This window comes from Bifidobacterium sp. UTBIF-78, from assembly GCF_006408945.1.
In the GTDB taxonomy this organism is placed as follows: domain Bacteria; phylum Actinomycetota; class Actinomycetes; order Actinomycetales; family Bifidobacteriaceae; genus Bifidobacterium; species Bifidobacterium myosotis.
In genome coordinates this window covers 1-17595 of sequence record NZ_JFAO01000023.1, presented here as the reverse complement: position 1 = coordinate 17595, position 17595 = coordinate 1, and the positions used below count along the sequence as shown (strand labels likewise).

The 17595-nt window shown below is 59.0% G+C and carries 9 protein-coding genes; 8 read left to right on the top strand and 1 reads right to left on the bottom strand.

What is annotated here, in order from left to right; translation table 11 throughout:
• Positions 1-358: 358 nt before the first annotated feature.
• The 4 genes from BG22_RS06175 (at position 359) to BG22_RS06160 (ending at position 8203) form a co-directional block, all read left to right on the top strand.
• Positions 359-2644 (top strand): DUF4012 domain-containing protein, encoded by a 2286-nt coding sequence (locus BG22_RS06175; RefSeq protein WP_181163417.1) that lies wholly within the window; start codon positions 359-361, stop codon positions 2642-2644.
• Between the two features lie 30 nt (positions 2645-2674).
• The gene (locus BG22_RS06170) at positions 2675-3958 is read left to right on the top strand and encodes an acyltransferase (RefSeq protein WP_140494151.1); all 1284 of its coding nucleotides are present in this window, start codon (positions 2675-2677) and stop codon (positions 3956-3958) included.
• Between the two features lie 304 nt (positions 3959-4262).
• Positions 4263-6737 (top strand): RICIN domain-containing protein, encoded by a 2475-nt coding sequence (locus tag BG22_RS06165; RefSeq protein WP_181163413.1) that lies wholly within the window; start codon positions 4263-4265, stop codon positions 6735-6737.
• Positions 6738-6964: 227 nt separating this feature from the next.
• Positions 6965-8203: a hypothetical protein gene (locus BG22_RS06160; protein ID WP_140494148.1), complete on the top strand. Its 1239-nt coding sequence runs from the start codon at positions 6965-6967 to the stop codon at positions 8201-8203.
• Between the two features lie 270 nt (positions 8204-8473).
• On the opposite strand, the gene BG22_RS06155 is transcribed toward BG22_RS06160, so the two are convergent.
• Entirely contained in the window at positions 8474-9436 is a 963-nt protein-coding gene (locus tag BG22_RS06155) for a glycosyltransferase family 2 protein (RefSeq protein WP_140494146.1), read from the bottom strand.
• 558 nt (positions 9437-9994) lie between these two features.
• On the opposite strand from BG22_RS06155, the gene BG22_RS06150 reads away from it, so the two are divergent.
• From BG22_RS06150 to BG22_RS06135, 4 genes are all read left to right on the top strand, one after another.
• Positions 9995-11422 carry a DUF6020 family protein gene (locus tag BG22_RS06150; RefSeq protein ID WP_140494144.1) on the top strand — a complete coding sequence of 476 codons (1428 nt, stop codon included), beginning with the start codon at positions 9995-9997 and terminating at the stop codon, positions 11420-11422.
• A 28-nt stretch (positions 11423-11450) separates the two neighbouring features.
• Positions 11451-12641 (top strand): acyltransferase, encoded by a 1191-nt coding sequence (locus BG22_RS06145; protein ID WP_181163412.1) that lies wholly within the window; start codon positions 11451-11453, stop codon positions 12639-12641.
• Positions 12642-12975: 334 nt separating this feature from the next.
• Positions 12976-15405, top strand: a complete 2430-nt coding sequence (locus BG22_RS06140) for an RICIN domain-containing protein (protein WP_375137707.1) — start codon at positions 12976-12978, stop codon at positions 15403-15405.
• A gap of 735 nt (positions 15406-16140) precedes the next feature.
• Positions 16141-17595, top strand: a 1455-nt coding sequence (locus tag BG22_RS06135; protein ID WP_181163411.1) for an InlB B-repeat-containing protein, incomplete at its 3' end; no start/stop codon positions are given.

Here is a 17595-nt window from a genome sequence, read left to right as displayed (position 1 = left end):
TTGTGCGAATGTGCGATTGTGAGATGGGCAGGTGGGTATGCGATCCAGTTCAGGACGTCACGGACGTCGCGCCAGGAGTTTCCGCGCGGATGATGACAGCCGGCTGGAGGGCCTGTCCGGAACGCCCGGCGACAGCGTGAGCGGTGCAGGTGATGCGAACGGCGCGAACAGCGTGGATGGCGCGGGTGCTGCGACCGGTGACCACGGTGACCATGATGTGCATGGTTCCACGGCTCATGACGATAATCGCATCGGCAAGGATGGCGTCAGCAAGAATCACATCAATAAGGACGTCGTCAATAAGGACGTCGTATCCTCCGGCTCCGGCGGCCATCTGAAGTTCGGCACGCCCCAGCATGTGGGCCGCAAGGGGCGTTCGCTGCTCGCCCGCACACCGATTTGGGCCCGCGTGCTCGTGGTGTTCCTGATGACGTTGTTCGCCGCGGTCTCCTGTGTGGTAACGCTGTACGCCGCGTCCGCCGCGCGCATGGTGTCGAACGCGCAGGAGGTGCTGACTTCGGCGCAGGGGCTCGCCAACACCGCGCTCGGCTGTGGCAGCGACCAGAGCCTGTCCGAGATGGCCCTCGACCTCGTTGATGCCACGAACAACCTCAACGAGGAGCTGAACGGTCCGCAGTGGGACTTCGTGCGCGACCACACGCGCTATGGCAACGACATCACCGCCGCGCGCGAGATGCTCGCCTCGGTGGATGTGCTCGTCAACGGCCCGTTCACCGATTTGCTCAATCTGGCGGGCCGCCTGCAGGGCTTTTCGATGAAGAACGGCACGGTGGACGTCAGCGCCCTCATGGACATGCCGAACATCGTGGCCGATACGCACAAGGACCTGAAGGCGCAGATTGCCCGGCTCGACGCCATCGATACGCCGACCATCGGCCGCGTGGCTTCGATTCTGAGCACCGAGAAGACCGCGCTTAAGACGGTCGATTCGATGCTGACCGAATACGACGACCTGGTCAACCTGCTGCCGCAGCTGCTGGGCCAGAACGAGGAGCGCACGTATCTGGTGCTCGTCCAGAACCCTGCCGAGCTGCGGTCCGCCGGCGGCATGGTCGGCACGATCGCGGCCGTGACCGCACACAACGGCAAAGTGACGATCGGCGATTTCGCCTCGACAATCAACTGGGACATCCCGGATGAGCCGCTGGACGACACCGTGTATCAGGAGCGCGACGTCTTCGGCCACACCTTCGACGAGTACCCGGCCACCACCACCATCAACCCGGAATTCCAGCGCGTGGCCCAGTACAACAAGTACCTGTGGCTGCACCAGAAGGGCCATGAGAACAAGAACGTGGCAGGCGTGATCGGCCTCGACCCGGTGTTCCTCGAGTCGCTGCTCGACGCCACCGGCGAGGTGACGCTCTCGGACGGCAAGGTGCTCAACGGCGACACCACCGTGCCGTTCATGCTGCACGACCTGTACATCGAGCACCCGAAGTTCGACGACCAGAACAAGTACGTGTCCGAGGCCGCGCACGAGATCATGACCCATGTGCTGGGCAACGCCAACGGTTCCACTCTCTCCGCGCTGCTGAAGTCGGTGCGCGAAACGTCCGCCGGCGGGCACCTCAAGCTGTGGATGGCGAATCAGGCCGAGCAGTACTCGCTGATCTCCACCGGCCTCATCGACGACAAGGCCGGCGGCGAGCTGTCCACCGATGAGACCAAGCCGCAGGCCGGCATCTACCTGTCCGAGCTGCAGCAGGGCAAGCAGGACTGGTATCTCAAGACCACCACGACCGTCACCAAGACGTGCGGGGACACGTTCGCGGCCGATAACGCCGCCGCGACCGGCTCGCTCGACAACCGCATCATCCAGCCGGTGATCGGTACTCAGGTGAGCACGATTCCGGCCGATCAGCTGGGCGAGGAATACACCGTGACGTTCACGATGAGGAACACGATGACCAAGGAGGAGGCCAAGACCTTCCCCGAATTCATCACCGGCGGCACGGACTCCGAGATTCCCGGCGGCCAGCTGTACCGTGTGGTGCTCACCGCGCCCGTGGGCGGCGAGATCACCGTGGTACAGGCCGATGCGGTCAAGTGGGGCGCCAATTACGGCACGCTGTACGACCGCCAGTACCTGTCGTTCGATCAGGACTGGATTGCGCCGGGTGAGGAGCGGACCATCGCCTTCACCGTGCGCGTCAAGAACACCGCCACCCAGCCGCTCGACGTGGTGACCACGCCGGTGGTGAACAAGGACGGCATCGAAACCGGCTCGGACGGCAAGGTGACCGACGAATGTCCCGCCGGCGGCACGGGTTCCGCCGCCGCACAGGCAAACGGCGGGGCTGCGGCTGGCACTGACGGCACGGGTGCCGGCGTCGGCACCGGTGCGGATGGCGTTGCGGGCGATAGCGCAAACGGCACTGCAAACGGCCAGACCGGTACGCAAACGGATGGTCAGGCCGCGAACGACGGCACCGGCACGACGACGAACGGCCAGGCGGGCCAGCTCGGCGGCCAGTCGGCCAACGGACAGAACGGCACTACCGCGAACGGCACCGCCGGCACTACCGTCAAGGATCCGACCGCCGGCCTCAACGCCCTAGACAAGCTCAAGAGCCAACTCTCCTGCCCGGTGGACATTAAAACCCTCGCCGGTGCCGTCTGATGGTGATGGATTATGCGGTGAAAGGTGGTGATGCTCATGGCGAGACACGCGAAGTCTCGTGAGCATCATCAGCGCGACGTGAACTACGACCTGCTGCGCGTGGCGGCGATGTGTCTGGTGATCGGCGTGCATGTGGTCAACAACTACATGCCCGTCAAAATGACGCTCACCGGCCCGGCCGAAACCGTGCGGTTCACGCTGTTCGCCCTGTTCATGACGTGCAATCCGCTGTTCATCATGGTCTCCGGCCGCTTCAACCTTACGTTCCGCGTGGGGGAGGCCGCCGGAGAGGCTGGCTTCCGTCGCAGTGAAGAGGCGAATGGTGATGACAACCGGCTGTCCGGGACGTCGGGATCAGCGTCGGGCTCGGAATCGGCTCCGGACGGGGATGGATCGGGAGTGGCGACCTTACAACAGACGACCTCACAACAGGCCGATGATTCGCGTCCGTCCTACGGCGACCAGCCATCGGTCCGTGCGGCCCTCGCCCCCTATTTCCGCTATTACTACAAGCGATTCGTGTCGCTAATCGTCCCATACCTGCTGTACGCGGGCGGCCTCGGTTTCGTGGCATATCTGGTGATGGACCATCGTTCGGTGGGCGGTGCGGTGGCCGGCACGCTGTTCGACCTGTTCTCCGGGTACGACGATTCCGTGTACTGGTTCGTGTTCATGCTCGCCGGATTCGTGCTGGCCACGCCGTTCCTCGCGCCGATGATGCAACGCATCGGCCGCACCGGCGCATGGCTGCTCATCGGACTCGCCGCCGCGGTGGCAGCCGCCGAGCAGATCTGCGCGCTCGCCGGCTATCCGCTCACGTTCCTGAGTTCGTTCCCGTGGCGCGGACTGCTGTTCTACTACCTGCTGGGATACGTGCTCGAATACTATCCGCCGAGCAAGCGAGCCCGTCACGCGCTGTACGCGATCGCCCCGTTCGCCCTCGCATGGACGGTCGCCACGCCCACGCTGTTCCCCGGCCATCCCGCCCAAGTCAACCGCACGCTCACCGTGGCCTATGCCGTGGTGGTCTCCGCCGTGTTCCTGTTCTTCCGCTACGACGTGCACATCCGCTCGGAACGTGTGCGCAAGGCCATCATCTGGCTTGCCGGCTACTCCTACACCATTTATCTGGTCCATTCGCCGCTCTCCAAGGTGGCAATCGGCCGCTTCCTGCCCACCCCGACCAACGACCTCGAATACGCCGGTGTGAGTGTCCTCATGTTCCTCGCCACGCTGCTGGCTGCCCTCCTCTTCGCCCTCATCGCCGACAATTTCCTCCTCAAGCCGTTGCAGAGGTTGTTGCGGCGGGTGTAGCAGCGACGTGTGAACGTGCGCAGTGTGTTTGATAAGTCGGCATTAGGGATAGCTGGCCGCGAAGCGGTCTGAGGGGGTTGAGGGGTAGCCATATTCTTAACGACTCTAGCCGACGACAGCCATACCGTCGAACAGATTCCACCAAAACTGTTCACCCTCCGTTCGCCTAACACCCCAAGAAACCCCGGAATATCGCCCGCCGCCGCGCGCCAAAAGGGTTATCATGGCCGTAGTCGCCGACTGGAGAAGGGGTGCCTCCGCAAGTTCGGCCGGGAGAGAAGAACCATCGAGGATTTGGAGAGTTATGCCTCGCATTGTTCAGGGGATGAGGAAGAGCCTTATCGGCGCCATGACAACGATTGCCGTATGCCTGTTGGGTGCGGTGCCCGCTGTCACAGCGTATGGCAATGAGTCGTCGCAGCCGCAAAGCGGCAGCGCGGCCACCGTGCAGTCCCAGCAGCCGGATCATCAGCAAACATCACAAGAGTCAGCGGAGCAATCTCATGCCTCGCTGACGCCCGACGCTCAAGACAACCTGTCAAAGGGCGCGGCGTACACGCCGACTATTCAAAAGGCATCACAGGGCCGGCAAAGCAACGCCACTAATGCGTCACAACCAATCGACGACAGCCAAGCAAAAAGCGCAAGCACCCCCACAACCGAATACGAAGTGCTCGCGCAGCTGGCCGCAGACAATAAAGACGTCATCAAAGATGGCATATATGCATTCGCCAGTGGTGTCGGTGGCGGTCAAGTAATGGATGTAAACGCTGGTTCGGGGGCTAATGGCGCCAATGTGCAGACGTATAGCAACAATCACACGTCCGCCCAACGCTGGAAGGTAACGCATGATGCCGATGGTTTCATCGTGCTGACTAATTTGAAGAGCGGCAAGGTTCTAGATGTGCATGGCGCTGCCGCCAAGGTTAAAGCCAATGTGCAGCAGTATTCTGCCAATGGCACTGCAGCTCAACGCTGGGTGGCGGTACCTGCGAGTGGCGGCAACGGATACGTGTTTCACTCAGGCTTGGATGCGAATCTAGTATTGGATGTTGCCGGCGGTCTGGCCCGCAACAAGACCAATGTGCGACTGTACCGAGCTAATGGTTCCAACGCCCAGCGTTGGTCATTGGATACGTCTCCCTACGTATATGGAATTGTTGAATCCTATTGGCAGCAGCATAAAACGCTTGGTGAGCCAAAAGCCAATGAGCAGAATGCGGATCACTATTTGATTCAGGAATTCGCCAGCGGTACGGTTTACGCCAAGACCGATGACGATGTGAAGAGCGCCGTATACTCCGTGCAAGGCTCCATGTACGGTTTGTATGCCGAGGAAGGTGGGCCAACAGGCTGGCTTGGCTACCCAATTACGGATGTACAAACGTCCAAGGATAGAATCGCCCAGACTTTTGAACATGGCAGCATCATCTCTCGCAATGATGGCAGCAACGTCCTCGCCATGAGCGAGGAGATTTCCAATTATTGGATTTCCCAAAAGGGCGCGACCGGCTGGCTCGGCTGGCCTAAGACCAGTGCTGAGATTGCTGGTGGTCGTACGGCGCAGGAGTTTGACGGCGGTACGGTCTATGTCTATCCTAACGGTGACACAGTGCCGAGTATTCGTAGCAAGTACGCGCAGACTGGCAGCTGGTCGCTTGGAACATCTTCCAGCAATATCACGGTGAAAAGCGGGAAGTATTATATTCACGAGTACACGAAGGGCGCGATTTTTACCACGTCTGAGACCGATGCATCCGCCGCGACAGTAATGGATGGTGACATCTACGACTACTGGTTCAAACTTGGTGGCATAGCAAGTTATCTTGGCGTACCCATTGATGATGTTGAAACCATGGGCGAGAGCGGTTACCTACAGAAATTCAGAGGCGGCATAGTCTACGTTTCCGGAACCGGCGATATTTGCGATGTACATGGAGGTATCCTTACCGAATACGCCAAACAGGGTGGCGCAGACGGCAAACTTGGATTGCCGACGTCACATGAGACTGCGACTGTGAGGAAGGGTGTGTGGCAGTCGTTTGAGCATGGCGCAATCTATTGGCGTCCACACATCGGCTCATACACCATTTCCGGTGAATTCCTCCGACGTTATCAGTCTCAAAATGCTGAGCGTGGTGATCGCGGTTTTCCAACTTCTGAAGAATACAACGACCGTGGCCACACCCGTCAGGACTTCGAGCATGGCTCGTATTGGCAGGGCGGCATGCCGGCAGGCGTGTATTCGCATAACGTCCGGTGGGCCGGTCAGCCGAATAACTTCTATTGCGCGCCGGCTTCCGGCTATATGATTTTTGCCACTGCCGGTCGTAACACGGCCGCCGGTGGCGCGCCGCTCTCGATTGAAGCCATGGCCCAGTACATGCACACGGCGTTGCCCGCTGGTACGTGGGAGGCGGACGCCGTGAACGGCATGAATAACTGGGTCGGCACGCCGATGTTCACGGCACACGGCTACCCCAGCTATGAGGCGCTGCGCAATGAGGTCATGCATTCGTATGAGACCGGTTACGCTCCGATGCTGTTTACCTACGAGCGCCGTGGCGGCGCACATCCCAATGGCCATGCGAATGCCTCGTTTGGCCACGCCATGGTGGTTGACGCATACAACACTCAGGATGATGGCGTGCTAATCGCTGACCCGTTGGCCTCGTATGGTGGCTCGCAGAAGTTCTGGGATCGTCTTGGCCCGTTCCGCGAGCACTACATGACGTGGAGCCTTGACAGCGATCCTGCTGCCATCATCACCGCGCGCTGAGTGGGATTCACTGGTACATGGCAGATACAGAGCCGGCAGTGCACAATCAGCAGTCGAATCAGCGACGTATCCGACGAGCAACGTTGATTATTGCCGCGATTGCGGTTGCGGCAATAATCGCGGCAATCGTTGGGATTATCGTATGGCCGCACCCCGAATATGAGGGGCCGGCCATCACATCCGCCCGGTCTGCCGGTGCCTCCGTCACGCAGCAGAATAAAGGTCCTTTGACTTCGACCGCTCTCCCGTTCTCCGTTGACGGTGTGCCCGCTAATGGTGACGTCGTAGAGGTTGCGGAAGGTGCGCAGCCGGCCTCGCTCGGGGATTCCTGGACGTTCGGCGGTGATTTTTCGCAGATCGGTTCGTTACCGGTCTCCGCGAACACCGTCTTCGGCTCCTCAACTACCAATCCTGATGATTTGCGGGCTTATTACGCCGCGCTCATCAACCGTGGCGAGAATGCCGGAAACGCGGGAAGTAACGGGGTCAACGACCACAGCGCCACTGCCCAGAACATCGACCCCGACGCCCAATCCGGCACGTTCTACGAACCGCAGGACGGCACCGGCGACACGAATCGCGTGGTATGGCGATCGTCCACGATGAACACCGTGGCCCAGAACAACGTGGATAATTGGCGGTTGCAAACGTGGAACAAGGCCGATGGCAAGGCTGTTACGCTTGGCACGGCGAAAGACCTGAACGGTCGCGATGACACGCCGCCCACCTATGGCGAGGTGGTTCCCACGTTCAACCAGCGCAATGCCTATTTCGCCGCGAACGTATTCAAGAACAATGTATGGCAGGAGTCAATTCTCCAATACCCGCTGGATGTTGCCGGCCAAAGTGCCGAGAGCACTTCCAGATCGCGAATCGTTGCAGCCGGCAATTTCCCCGCCGCAGTGGATGACGGCGTGATTTTCGCCACGGATGCTACCCAGAACAATGACTTCCGTGCCTATGCTGCGCTCAAAAGAGCCACAGATACGGCCACCGGCGACCGTGATCAGTCCGGCGCGCCAGCCCAATCCAGCAACTCCGGCACCCAGCCCGCCGCGCCCACCACAATTTTCACTGTCCACTCAGCCAACAACGCATGGGGCATTGCCGGCGTCTGGGCCCACGGCACATACCGGGCCGTGGCCTTCTCCGACGGCACCCAGCAGTCCGGCAACTACATCGGACTCTGGGCCGACGATTTCAAGACCAACCTCGGTTGGATTCACGTTAAATCCGCCAGTGTGGTCGCCTCGATGAACAACGACTGGATCGTCTGGGGTTCCGGCTCCCAAGCCGACAACGCCGGCATGTACGCCTTCAACTGGCAGCGTTCCGAAGTCGAATACCTAGGAGCCGTGCAGGGCTATTCCCGCCCCACCATCGCCTCCGACTCCAACACCGTGATGGTCCCCAAGTTCGACGGCACCACCAAAGCCGTCACCTTCACCGTCGGTACACTCCAGTAAAGACAAGAGCACCTCTCACATCTCCGGAGAAGCCATAGAGCGACTTATATCTCGTGTCTACAGCCGACCGAATGCAGGCTCCGTGGAGGTAAAGCATAATCATACTTCTGGCTCCGCTCCTCCCCTCAGCCAGCTATGTTGGCAGCTCCCCTCAGAGAGGGGAGCCATGGAGATGTTGTGTATTTCGTGCCTACAGCTAACTAAAAGCAGGCTCCCCTCTCTGAGGGGAGCTGTCGGCGCAGCCGACTGGGGGGAGTCCACAGCAAAACCCTAATCCGACTCTCCCATAACATGCCGCCGCAAGAACGCCGCATTATTCGCATCAATGACGAACCGTTTCCGGTCGTTCTTCGCCATGTTGTCCAAAATAATCCCGGTGGAAATCAACAGCAGCCCTGCCACGATCATCATCACGGAGCCGATCAGAGTCGGGAAACGCGACACCATGCCGGTGTGCCAGAAATCGACCAGCACGCTGCCGGTCAGCAGGAATCCCAGCAGCCCAATAATCACGCCCGATCCGCCAAAGAACGGCAGCGGCTTGTACTCGCGGATCATGCGGAAGATGGTCGACAGCACCTTGATGCCGTCGCCCACCGTGTCCAGCTTGGATACGGACCCGGCCGGCCGGTCGCGGTATTGAATCGGCATCTCGTACAGCTTGAGGTTGTTGTTCAGCGAGTGGATGGTCATCTCGGTCTCGACCTCGAACCCACGCGAAAGCACTGGGTAGGTCTTCGCAAACGTGAACGAGAACGCGCGGTATCCGGTCATGATATCCGTCACATGCGCACCGAACAGCCCGTTGATGGATCCGCGCACCAAACGGTTGCCGAAATTATGGAACGGGCGCTTGTTCTCCTGGAAATACGTGGAGGAAAGCCGGTCGCCGATGACCATGTCGTAGCCCTCGACCACTTTATTCACCATGGCCGGGGCGGCGTCCGCCGGATAGGTGTCGTCGCCGTCGGCCATCACGTACACGTCGGCGTCGATGTCCTCGAACATGGCACGAATCACATTGCCTTTGCCCTGCCGCGGCTCACGGCGTACCACAGCGCCTTCAGCTGTGGCGATTTCAGCGGTCCGATCGGTGGAGTTGTTGTCATATACGTACACAGTCGCGTCCGGCAGCGCGGCGCGGAAGTCTCGCACCACCTTGCCGATGGTCACTTCCTCGTTGTAACAAGGCAGTAATACGGCGATGGATGGTTTCCTCTGTTCTCCTGGCATGCAGCCCACTATAGACGGTGTAGGCAACTACAGTATGGCAGTCGTAATCAATGAAAATCAGAAACTGTACCCATCTACATTGGACAACGTAGTTCACGGTCATCGCTATGTGCGTCTTGTGAGAGGAGGCACACTTTCAAAAAAAGATGGCGAATAACCGACGGTACGATAACGTGTGATGGGTTATAGGATGGCACTGGTCAGGAAGGCGCGGAAGCGAACAGTGCCTATGCGTGGGGAAGAGAAGATATGTCTGTAATCACGATGCTGCGAAGCGTCCGCTGGTCGTATGGCATCCCGTTGCTGCTGGCGTTCTGTTTTGCCGTCGGGACGTATTCCGGTGGGAATAAGGGCGAGTTGACCATGGGATCGCCGCTTTTCATGGCCTACTTTGTGCTGTACGGAGTGCTGTTCTGCGTGGCTTTCCGATTCGCTCGCCGGCTGCTGCTGCGCTATGTCTCCCGATGGTCAGACGGGGCAAAAACAACAGGCGGCAAAGCGCGAACCTGGTTCCCCACGGATCTGAGGCCCCGCACCGTGGCAGTACAATCCGGCGTGATGTTCTTGTGTTGGTTGCCGTATCTCATCGGCTATTTTCCGGGGTTGTACTGGTATGACACCTCGTGGCAGCTGTACCAATACTTCCAGTCGCCGCAGGCAATCACCGACCACCACCCGTTCATGGACACCTACCTGTTCGGATGGTTCGCCGAAATAGGGAACAATCTGTGGAACAACCCGATGTACGGCCTGTTCATTCTGATCGTCATTCAGCAGATTCTCGCGGTAACGGCGTTGACCTGTGCCGCCGGATATCTGGCCCGCTTCCGGATTCCTTGGGGAATCGGGATCGCCGTGTATGCCTTCTTCTGCCTGTTTCCCTTCTTCCCGACGATTTTCTCGTCGCTGTCCAAGGACAGCGTTGCAGCCCCGTTCTTCATCATCTTCTGCTTGTTGGTCTGTGAGAGTATTCGTGTCAAGGGAGCTGTTGCGCGCCCGTGCGTGTTTTACACGTTGTTGATTGTGATGGCGCTGCTGGCCTGCCTGACCAAGAAGACCGGCGTGTACATCATCGTCCCCACGCTGCTGGTCATGCTGCTGCTCCGGCAAAAGGCGAAAAGCAGGATCGCGTTGGTGGCAGTGACCATTCTGCTGTCCTCCATCATGGTCGTGGCCATTCCGAAGGCAGTGCTGCCCGCCCTGCATGTGCAGCCGGGGGAGAGCAGCGAGATGCTCGCCGTACCGTTGCAGCAGCTGGCTCACGTGGCCAAGAACGACCCGTCGGGTTTCTCCCATGACGAGCTCGCCATGATGAACCGCACCTACCACATGTCGATGGACAAGCTGGGCAAAGCGTACTCATATATGGCCGCGGACCCGGTAAAGGGTAGCGGGCCGGCGCGAACCGACCGCTCGGCTTTTGTCCGTATGTGGACACAGCAGGGACTCAAACATCCGTCCGACTATTTCGGCGCGTGGGGCGGACTGGTAGCCGGATGGTTCTCGTTCGATGCGCTTTCGAATTCCGATTGGACGCTACTGCGGGCATTCCCGAATTCGTCGCACCACATGGAACAGCTGGACGCACTGATCCATTGGGATTCGGACACGCTGGCGGGGGAGCAGATGTATCGGATGTACCGTGAAGCGTTCTTGGGGATGCCTTTGGTGAGCGCGCTGTTCTATAAGAGCCTCTGGGCCTCGGTGATTCCGTTCTTCCTGGTGTTCATCGTGCTTCGGATGAAGCGTGGCCGCAGGAAGGCTCAAGCACTGGTGATGCTCATGCCGATTGCCATGACCGTGCTGTCCCTGTGGGCAGGCCCCACGTCGTTGTACAACGAGGCCGTGCGGTACGTACTGCCGTTGGTGTGCGTGCTGCCGGTGATGGGTGTGATTCTGATCGGGATGGCTGCGACGCACGATGGACGCACGGCGCAGACGAACGACGGCCAAGCCAAAGAGCCCGATGATCAGAAGAACGCATAAGACCTACCCCATGGAGGACCCCACACCAATGACCGCGATGTCACCGACAGCATCGACCTCGTCGGCAACGGTAGCAACAGCCGCAACAGTCCGTGATGATGGCAAGCCCGCAGGCCGACCCACAGCAGACAGGTCTGCGCCGCTCGTGTTCGTATACTGCCTGAACATCCTCTCCTGCTTCGCGGTCGTGCTGCTGCACACCACGCTTCCTGTGTACGGCCCTACGCCTACGCACCTGTGGATGAGGATGGTCGGGCTGCAGGCGCTCGCCATCTTCGCCGTGCCGATCTTCTTCATGATCAGTGGTATGAATCTGCTGGGCTACCGTGACCGGTACTCCACGGAGACCTTCTTCAGGAAGCGCCTGTGGCGCGTGGGACGGGCCATCCTGCTCGGTAGCGTGGTGTGCTACCTGCTTTACGGCCTGTTCTCCAGTTCGTTCTACGGCACGGACTCCTTCATCGGCAAGTTCGGCATCGTGGATTTCGTCAAGAGGTTCCTAACCAACCAGATCAACGACACCTACTGGTTCTTCTACTCGATCATCTATTTGTATGTGCTTACCCCGGTGCTGTCGCTGGTGGTGAGGAACCGGCGCTGCGTCGAATACATGCTGGCATTGACCGCATTGGTCGCGGTGGTGTTTCCGCTGGCGGAGCGCTTCCATCTTGCGCCCGCATACGTCAACACCCTGTTCGGCTGGCCACTGTTCTCTTCGATCTCGCTGCTGTATTTCCTCGCCGGATACTATTTCCATGTGTATTGGAAGCCCGTCAGGCATCAGGCGGCGCTCGCTGGCACGGTGTTCGTGCTGTGCGTGATCGGCATGACGTGGATGGGGCTCCGTTCCAACGAGTACGGACATGCAGGAGCCTACGACTCATACTATGCGGGCATCACGTCTCCACTCTGCGTGCTGCAGACGCTAGCCTTGTTCCTGCTGTTCCAGTCGTTCGAACCAAAGCTGCGGAATATATCGGCAAAAGCCATGCAGTGGCTGAAGCTGGTCTCAGGCGCATCGCTAGGCGTGTACCTCTTCCATATCCTCGTAATCAACTGGATTCATCCAGACATACTGTCCCGTGTTTTGGGCAAACTCAGCAGTCTTCCTTTCCTCAAAGCCGTGGTCGTATACGTGGCCGTGGCGGTCGCGGTGATGGCTGGCAGATGGCTCATCGCCCGTGCCAAGCGACTTTGCCATAGCCGTGCGGCGGATTAGCCGTTTCGGATGCCTCTGCCGTAAGCCGTTCTCCTGCAAACATTGTCAGTGTTTTGCATGAATATGCGGTCACCCACTCAGCCACCCCAAGCAAAACCGGCTACGCTAGTGCCCGGTTGTGCCTATCTTGGGCCAATGATCGTACTTGGGAAGTTGAGGGAAACCGCGAATGAGACTGAAATTGAAAGCATGTTGCGCGGCATTGGCTTCGGCCGCGCTGCTGTGCGTCGTGGGAGCCGCTCCGGCTTCGGCATTGACCGATACGCCGGTATCCGCCGATGGCGGTAGCACCGTCACTTTGGCCGATCAGGAGACGACGTCTACCACAGACGCCATGCCCGGCAATCCGAATGCCGACCTGCCGAACAAGGTCAGCGGCAAGATTCCCGATAACGCCACGGTGGTGTCCGAGAATCTGGCCGTCACCAACGACGGCAAGGTGAAGGACCTCGAAACCGGCAAGACCGTCACCGATCCGGAGCTGGTGGGCACCAAGGACAAGCAGCCCGACCCGCTGGCCAAGACCAACGGCGATTCGTTCATCCCGGTTAAGGCTTCGGACGTCAAGCAGGCGGTCGCCGATTCTGCCGCGGCCAAAAGCGCGGACAAGAATACGGCCGAGAACGGGACAAAGGCCAAAGCCCAGAACTCCGCGACAAGCACCGAAGCAAAGGTCCGTCTCGCGGCGCTCGGCAACAACGAATACGGCGCCTACTGGGGCAGCTACAACGGTTCGCCAGCCTTCTTCGATGCCGGCGGTAACGTCTTCGTCAAGAACGCCAAGGGCGTGGTCGACGTGTCCGAATGGCAGGGGCAGATCGATTGGGCCAAGGCCAAGGCCAATGGCGTTGAAGGCGCCATCATCCGCCTCACATACGGTTGGGGCAACGGATACGATAAGTATGCGTTGTACAACATCAGTGAATGCAAGCGTCTTGGCATCCCGTTTGGCATTTACATGTATTCGTACGCTTACAACCAGGGCGGAGCCGTCGGAGAAGGCCAGTACACCGCCCAGCTGCTGCAGCAGGCTGGCGTGAGTCCAAGCGATCTTTCCTACCCGGTGTATTACGACCTTGAGCAATGGTCGTGGACTGGATACACGCCGCCGACCAGTCCGGCTGTATATGACACTATTGTCAACGCTTGGTACGGCCAGATGCAGTCTGCCGGATACAACAACTTGGGTGTGTATTCATATACCACATATCTCAACGGTCCACTGAACAGCTCCAACATCCACTCTAAAACGAGTTGGGTGGCCCAGTATGCCGGTTATATGGGCTTTACGGGTTGGTCCACGACCAAGCGTGGCTGGCAATACACGTCCGGCGGCAATGTGCCTGGTATTGCGGGATCGGCTGACCTTAATGCTTTTGGTACTACGGATGGTTCCGCTTCCGGTGGCAGCACGACTACGGTTATTGACGCCACCAAACTTAATGCGGTGATCGTCAGCGACGGCGACTACTACATCAATTCATGGGCCAAGGATTCCTCCAGTGTGGATATTCCGAATGCCAGCGCAACGAATGGCGCTCGCGCCCAACTGTGGGGTTACGGTAGCGAGAGCAGCCAGAAGTTCCATTTCGCTCGCCAGGCTGATGGCAGCTATGTGATTACGAATGTCAGCACTGGCAAGGCGTTGGAGGTGGCCGACGGCCGTGCGGCTGCGGGTGCCGCCGTGCAGCAGTATGACTCGAATGGAACAACTGGCCAGCGTTGGTTCATCCGTGATGCTGGGTCGGATGCAGCAGGAGCGGCATACTACCTGCAGTCTGCACTTGGCAATCTGGTGCTGGATGCCATGAACGGGTCCACTGCCAATGGCACTGTATTGCAGGTCTGGACTCCGAACGGTACCGCTGCTCAGGGGTATCTGCTGGCGTCCGCTGGTGTGAATGTATATGAGGATAAGACTGTCACCATCGCCTCCGCCAAGAACACGGATGTGGTGATTGACGTGCCCAGTGCTTCCACAGAGAATTTCACTGCTCTGCAGCTCTACAAGAAGAACGGATCAGACGCTCAGTCGTTCAGGTTCATCAAGGCTGGTAACGGCACGTACGAGATTCGCAATGTCAACTCCGGCAAGAGCATCGACGTTTACAACGGTATGATCGGCAACGGCGCGGTAGTTCAGCAGTATCAGTCCAATGGCACCCCTGCGCAGCATTGGCTGGTCCGTAATGCCGGCAATGGCGTGGCAACGCTGATCAACGCCAAGTCCAACAAGGCTCTTGACGTGCCCTCTGGTAACGCCGTTTCCGGCGAGGCGTTGCAGGTGTACACGCAGATCGGCACGGCCGGGCAGCAGTGGCGTATAGCGGAGCAGGGAAGTGAAGCAATCGAAAGAGTCACTGTGTATCGACTATACAACCCTAATACCGGTGAACATTTCTATACCGAAAGCGCGGAAGAGCTTAACGAGCTTCGCGGCGCTGGATGGCGACATGAAGATGGCGGCTGGATAGCTCCATCGCATTCGAATACGCCTGTATACCGCCTGTATAATCCAAATGCTTCTGATCACCATTACACTATGTCCGTTAAGGAACGTGATGATTTGGTCGGCCGTGGTTGGCGTTACGAAGGTATTGGATGGTATTCGTCAGACACGGAGAGAAACTTCCCCGTGTACCGGCAATATAACCCGAATGCGGTCGTCGGTGCCCATAATTACACCCTCAGCAAGGATGAGGTGTCTAATTTGGTAGCGCATGGCTGGCATGATGAAGGCATTGGCTGGTACGCCGTTGGCTGAGGTGTCATGAATAAGGGGTGTGTGGAGTCTATAGATGTGAAGACTTCACACACCCTTTGTATTCTGTGGTGAGTTGGGGATTTGTATGCGCGTAGCTCGTTGGCTGGTGCTGACATGAAATTGCTCCAGAATGTTGTCAGCCTCCACAGACTGAATGCCTGTGGAGGCTGACAACACCGCGATGTCCCGAAAAGTATGTGACGCATTTGCGTTATGCATCACAGCTACAGGTACAAAACCTATGCTCGCACACAAATCCTGCGCCTGCATCGAACGATAAGGCTATTCATGGACAGAATTGCAGATTTCGCCTTGCGTGTGTATTGGGCGTGTCGCGACTGTTGTGGCGTGCATCGATTCGTTGTTTGTAGGGTTGGAAGTCCTACGACACGCCGAAGATATTCTGTTCTCTTATAGCACGCTGAAACAGATAAGAAACTTAAAGGCGCCGAACTGCGTGAAACCACATGTTATGAGAGCTGTGGATAACTTACGTAGACACCCGTAATTCCAAGGGCAAGGATGGTGCAATAGTTGTGAATTGGCGCTTCGGCTGTTTAACGAACGATGAATGGTAAGTGGGACTGAGCCGGGAAAGCTCATAAAGGGTCTTTTGACTTGCCTGCAGGACCGAGGTTGACAATGTCTGGGGGGTGGGGGTAGAAAGTAACTTAGTCGGGATGGAGAAGGTCTCCATACAAAAACCCGATGTCCCTAGAAGAAAGGTTCCTGACTATGACAGGAAACAACAAGGTTTGGCGCGCGCCGCTCGCCGGCCTCGCCTCGGTCGCGATGATCGCGACCATGGGCGTGGCCGCCGGCACGGCGAACGCGCTGACTCCGGCCGTTCCGGATACGCAGACGACGTTCACGCCCGGTACCGACACGGTCGGCAATGCCACGGTGAAGATCTATGATGCCACCTACCCGTACGAGCTGACCGGCTCCGATCGTTCCACGGCTGAGGTCGCGTATGGTTACAACGCTCCTGCGGTTGTGTCGAAGTCGTATGGCGATGTTTTGACGCAGGCCTACTTCGACAGCTTTGCCGCTGCGAATCGTGTGCTGGATTACTTGTCCTATGACCAGGCGGGTGCTGAGAAGGCCACGGTCCCGTATGTGGTGACTGGTGATGTGAAGCTGTACGCGCATTACAAGGACGCGGTCAAGGTCACGTTCGACACCAACAAGGATGGCAAGGCGGATGCCGGTGACGCGTCCGTGAAGATCGCGAAGGGCTCGGCGCTGACCGTCGAGGACTACCTCGCAGCCCTCGACACCGACAGTGACGGCTACGCGAACGAGCCGACCGACCCGGCCGGCGAGTTCGCTGGCTGGACGCTGACCCCGTCCGCTTCCCACAAGGGCACCAGCGACCTGTACAACAGCACCCCGATCACCGCGGACACGACCCTGTACCCGCGTTACGACACGGGCGAGAACCTGGCCGTGGTCCGCTTCCAGGAGCAGGGCAACAAGGACAACTACGTGACCCGCTACACGCTGATTGACTCCGTGTTCCAGGGCTTCCGCGCCCCGGAGACCTGGGCCAAGTCCTTCCCGGACGCTTCGTTCGCGGGTTGGAAGAAAACTGACGGCTCCGACTACGACTTCACCAAGAACGTCGTGAACGTGCCGGGCAGCCACCCGCAGGGTGATCCTGCTGGCGCGGATCCTGATCTGACCATCATCGCGTCCAAGTCCAACGCTCTGGCGAACGCTACCGTCCAGTACAACTTCAACGGCGCGTACGCGACCATCGGCGACCGTGAGGGCCATGTCAGCACGCCGTCCTCCACCTCCGATGTGGTCACCACCGCCGACAAGGCCCCGGTCAAGCCGGTCGCCCCGGTCAAGGCCGGCTACGTGTTCACCGGCTGGTACTACGCCGGCACCCGGACCCCGGTCGATTTCTCCAAGCCGCTGTCCGGGCAGCATGACCACATCACCGCCGGCAACATCCTGAAGATCTCCGCCGGCTGGGATAGCGCCCATGCCGCGAAGCTGGTGCTGAACCTTGGCTACGCTGACATCGCCGACGCCCAGCAGGTGCTGTACGTGTACGAGGGCTCCAAGGTCGACCTGCCGGCCGGTCTGGAGGAATACTCCCAGACCGCGGCCCAGAAGGACGCTCTGAAGGGCGAGTACACCGCCAAGACGCTGTCCGGCTGGTACGAGGGCAACGACAAG

Coding starts and splice junctions, on each gene's coding strand:
- BG22_RS06150 (WP_140494144.1), top strand. CDS start 9,995: ATGTTCTTGTGTTGGTTGCCGTATCTCATCGGCTATTTTCCGGGGTTG.
- BG22_RS06155 (WP_140494146.1), bottom strand. CDS start 9,436: ATGCCAGGAGAACAGAGGAAACCATCCATCGCCGTATTACTGCCTTGT.
- BG22_RS06165 (WP_181163413.1), top strand. CDS start 4,263: ATGCCTCGCATTGTTCAGGGGATGAGGAAGAGCCTTATCGGCGCCATG.
- BG22_RS06145 (WP_181163412.1), top strand. CDS start 11,451: ATGACCGCGATGTCACCGACAGCATCGACCTCGTCGGCAACGGTAGCA.
- BG22_RS06170 (WP_140494151.1), top strand. CDS start 2,675: ATGCTCATGGCGAGACACGCGAAGTCTCGTGAGCATCATCAGCGCGAC.
- BG22_RS06140 (WP_375137707.1), top strand. CDS start 12,976: ATGCCCGGCAATCCGAATGCCGACCTGCCGAACAAGGTCAGCGGCAAG.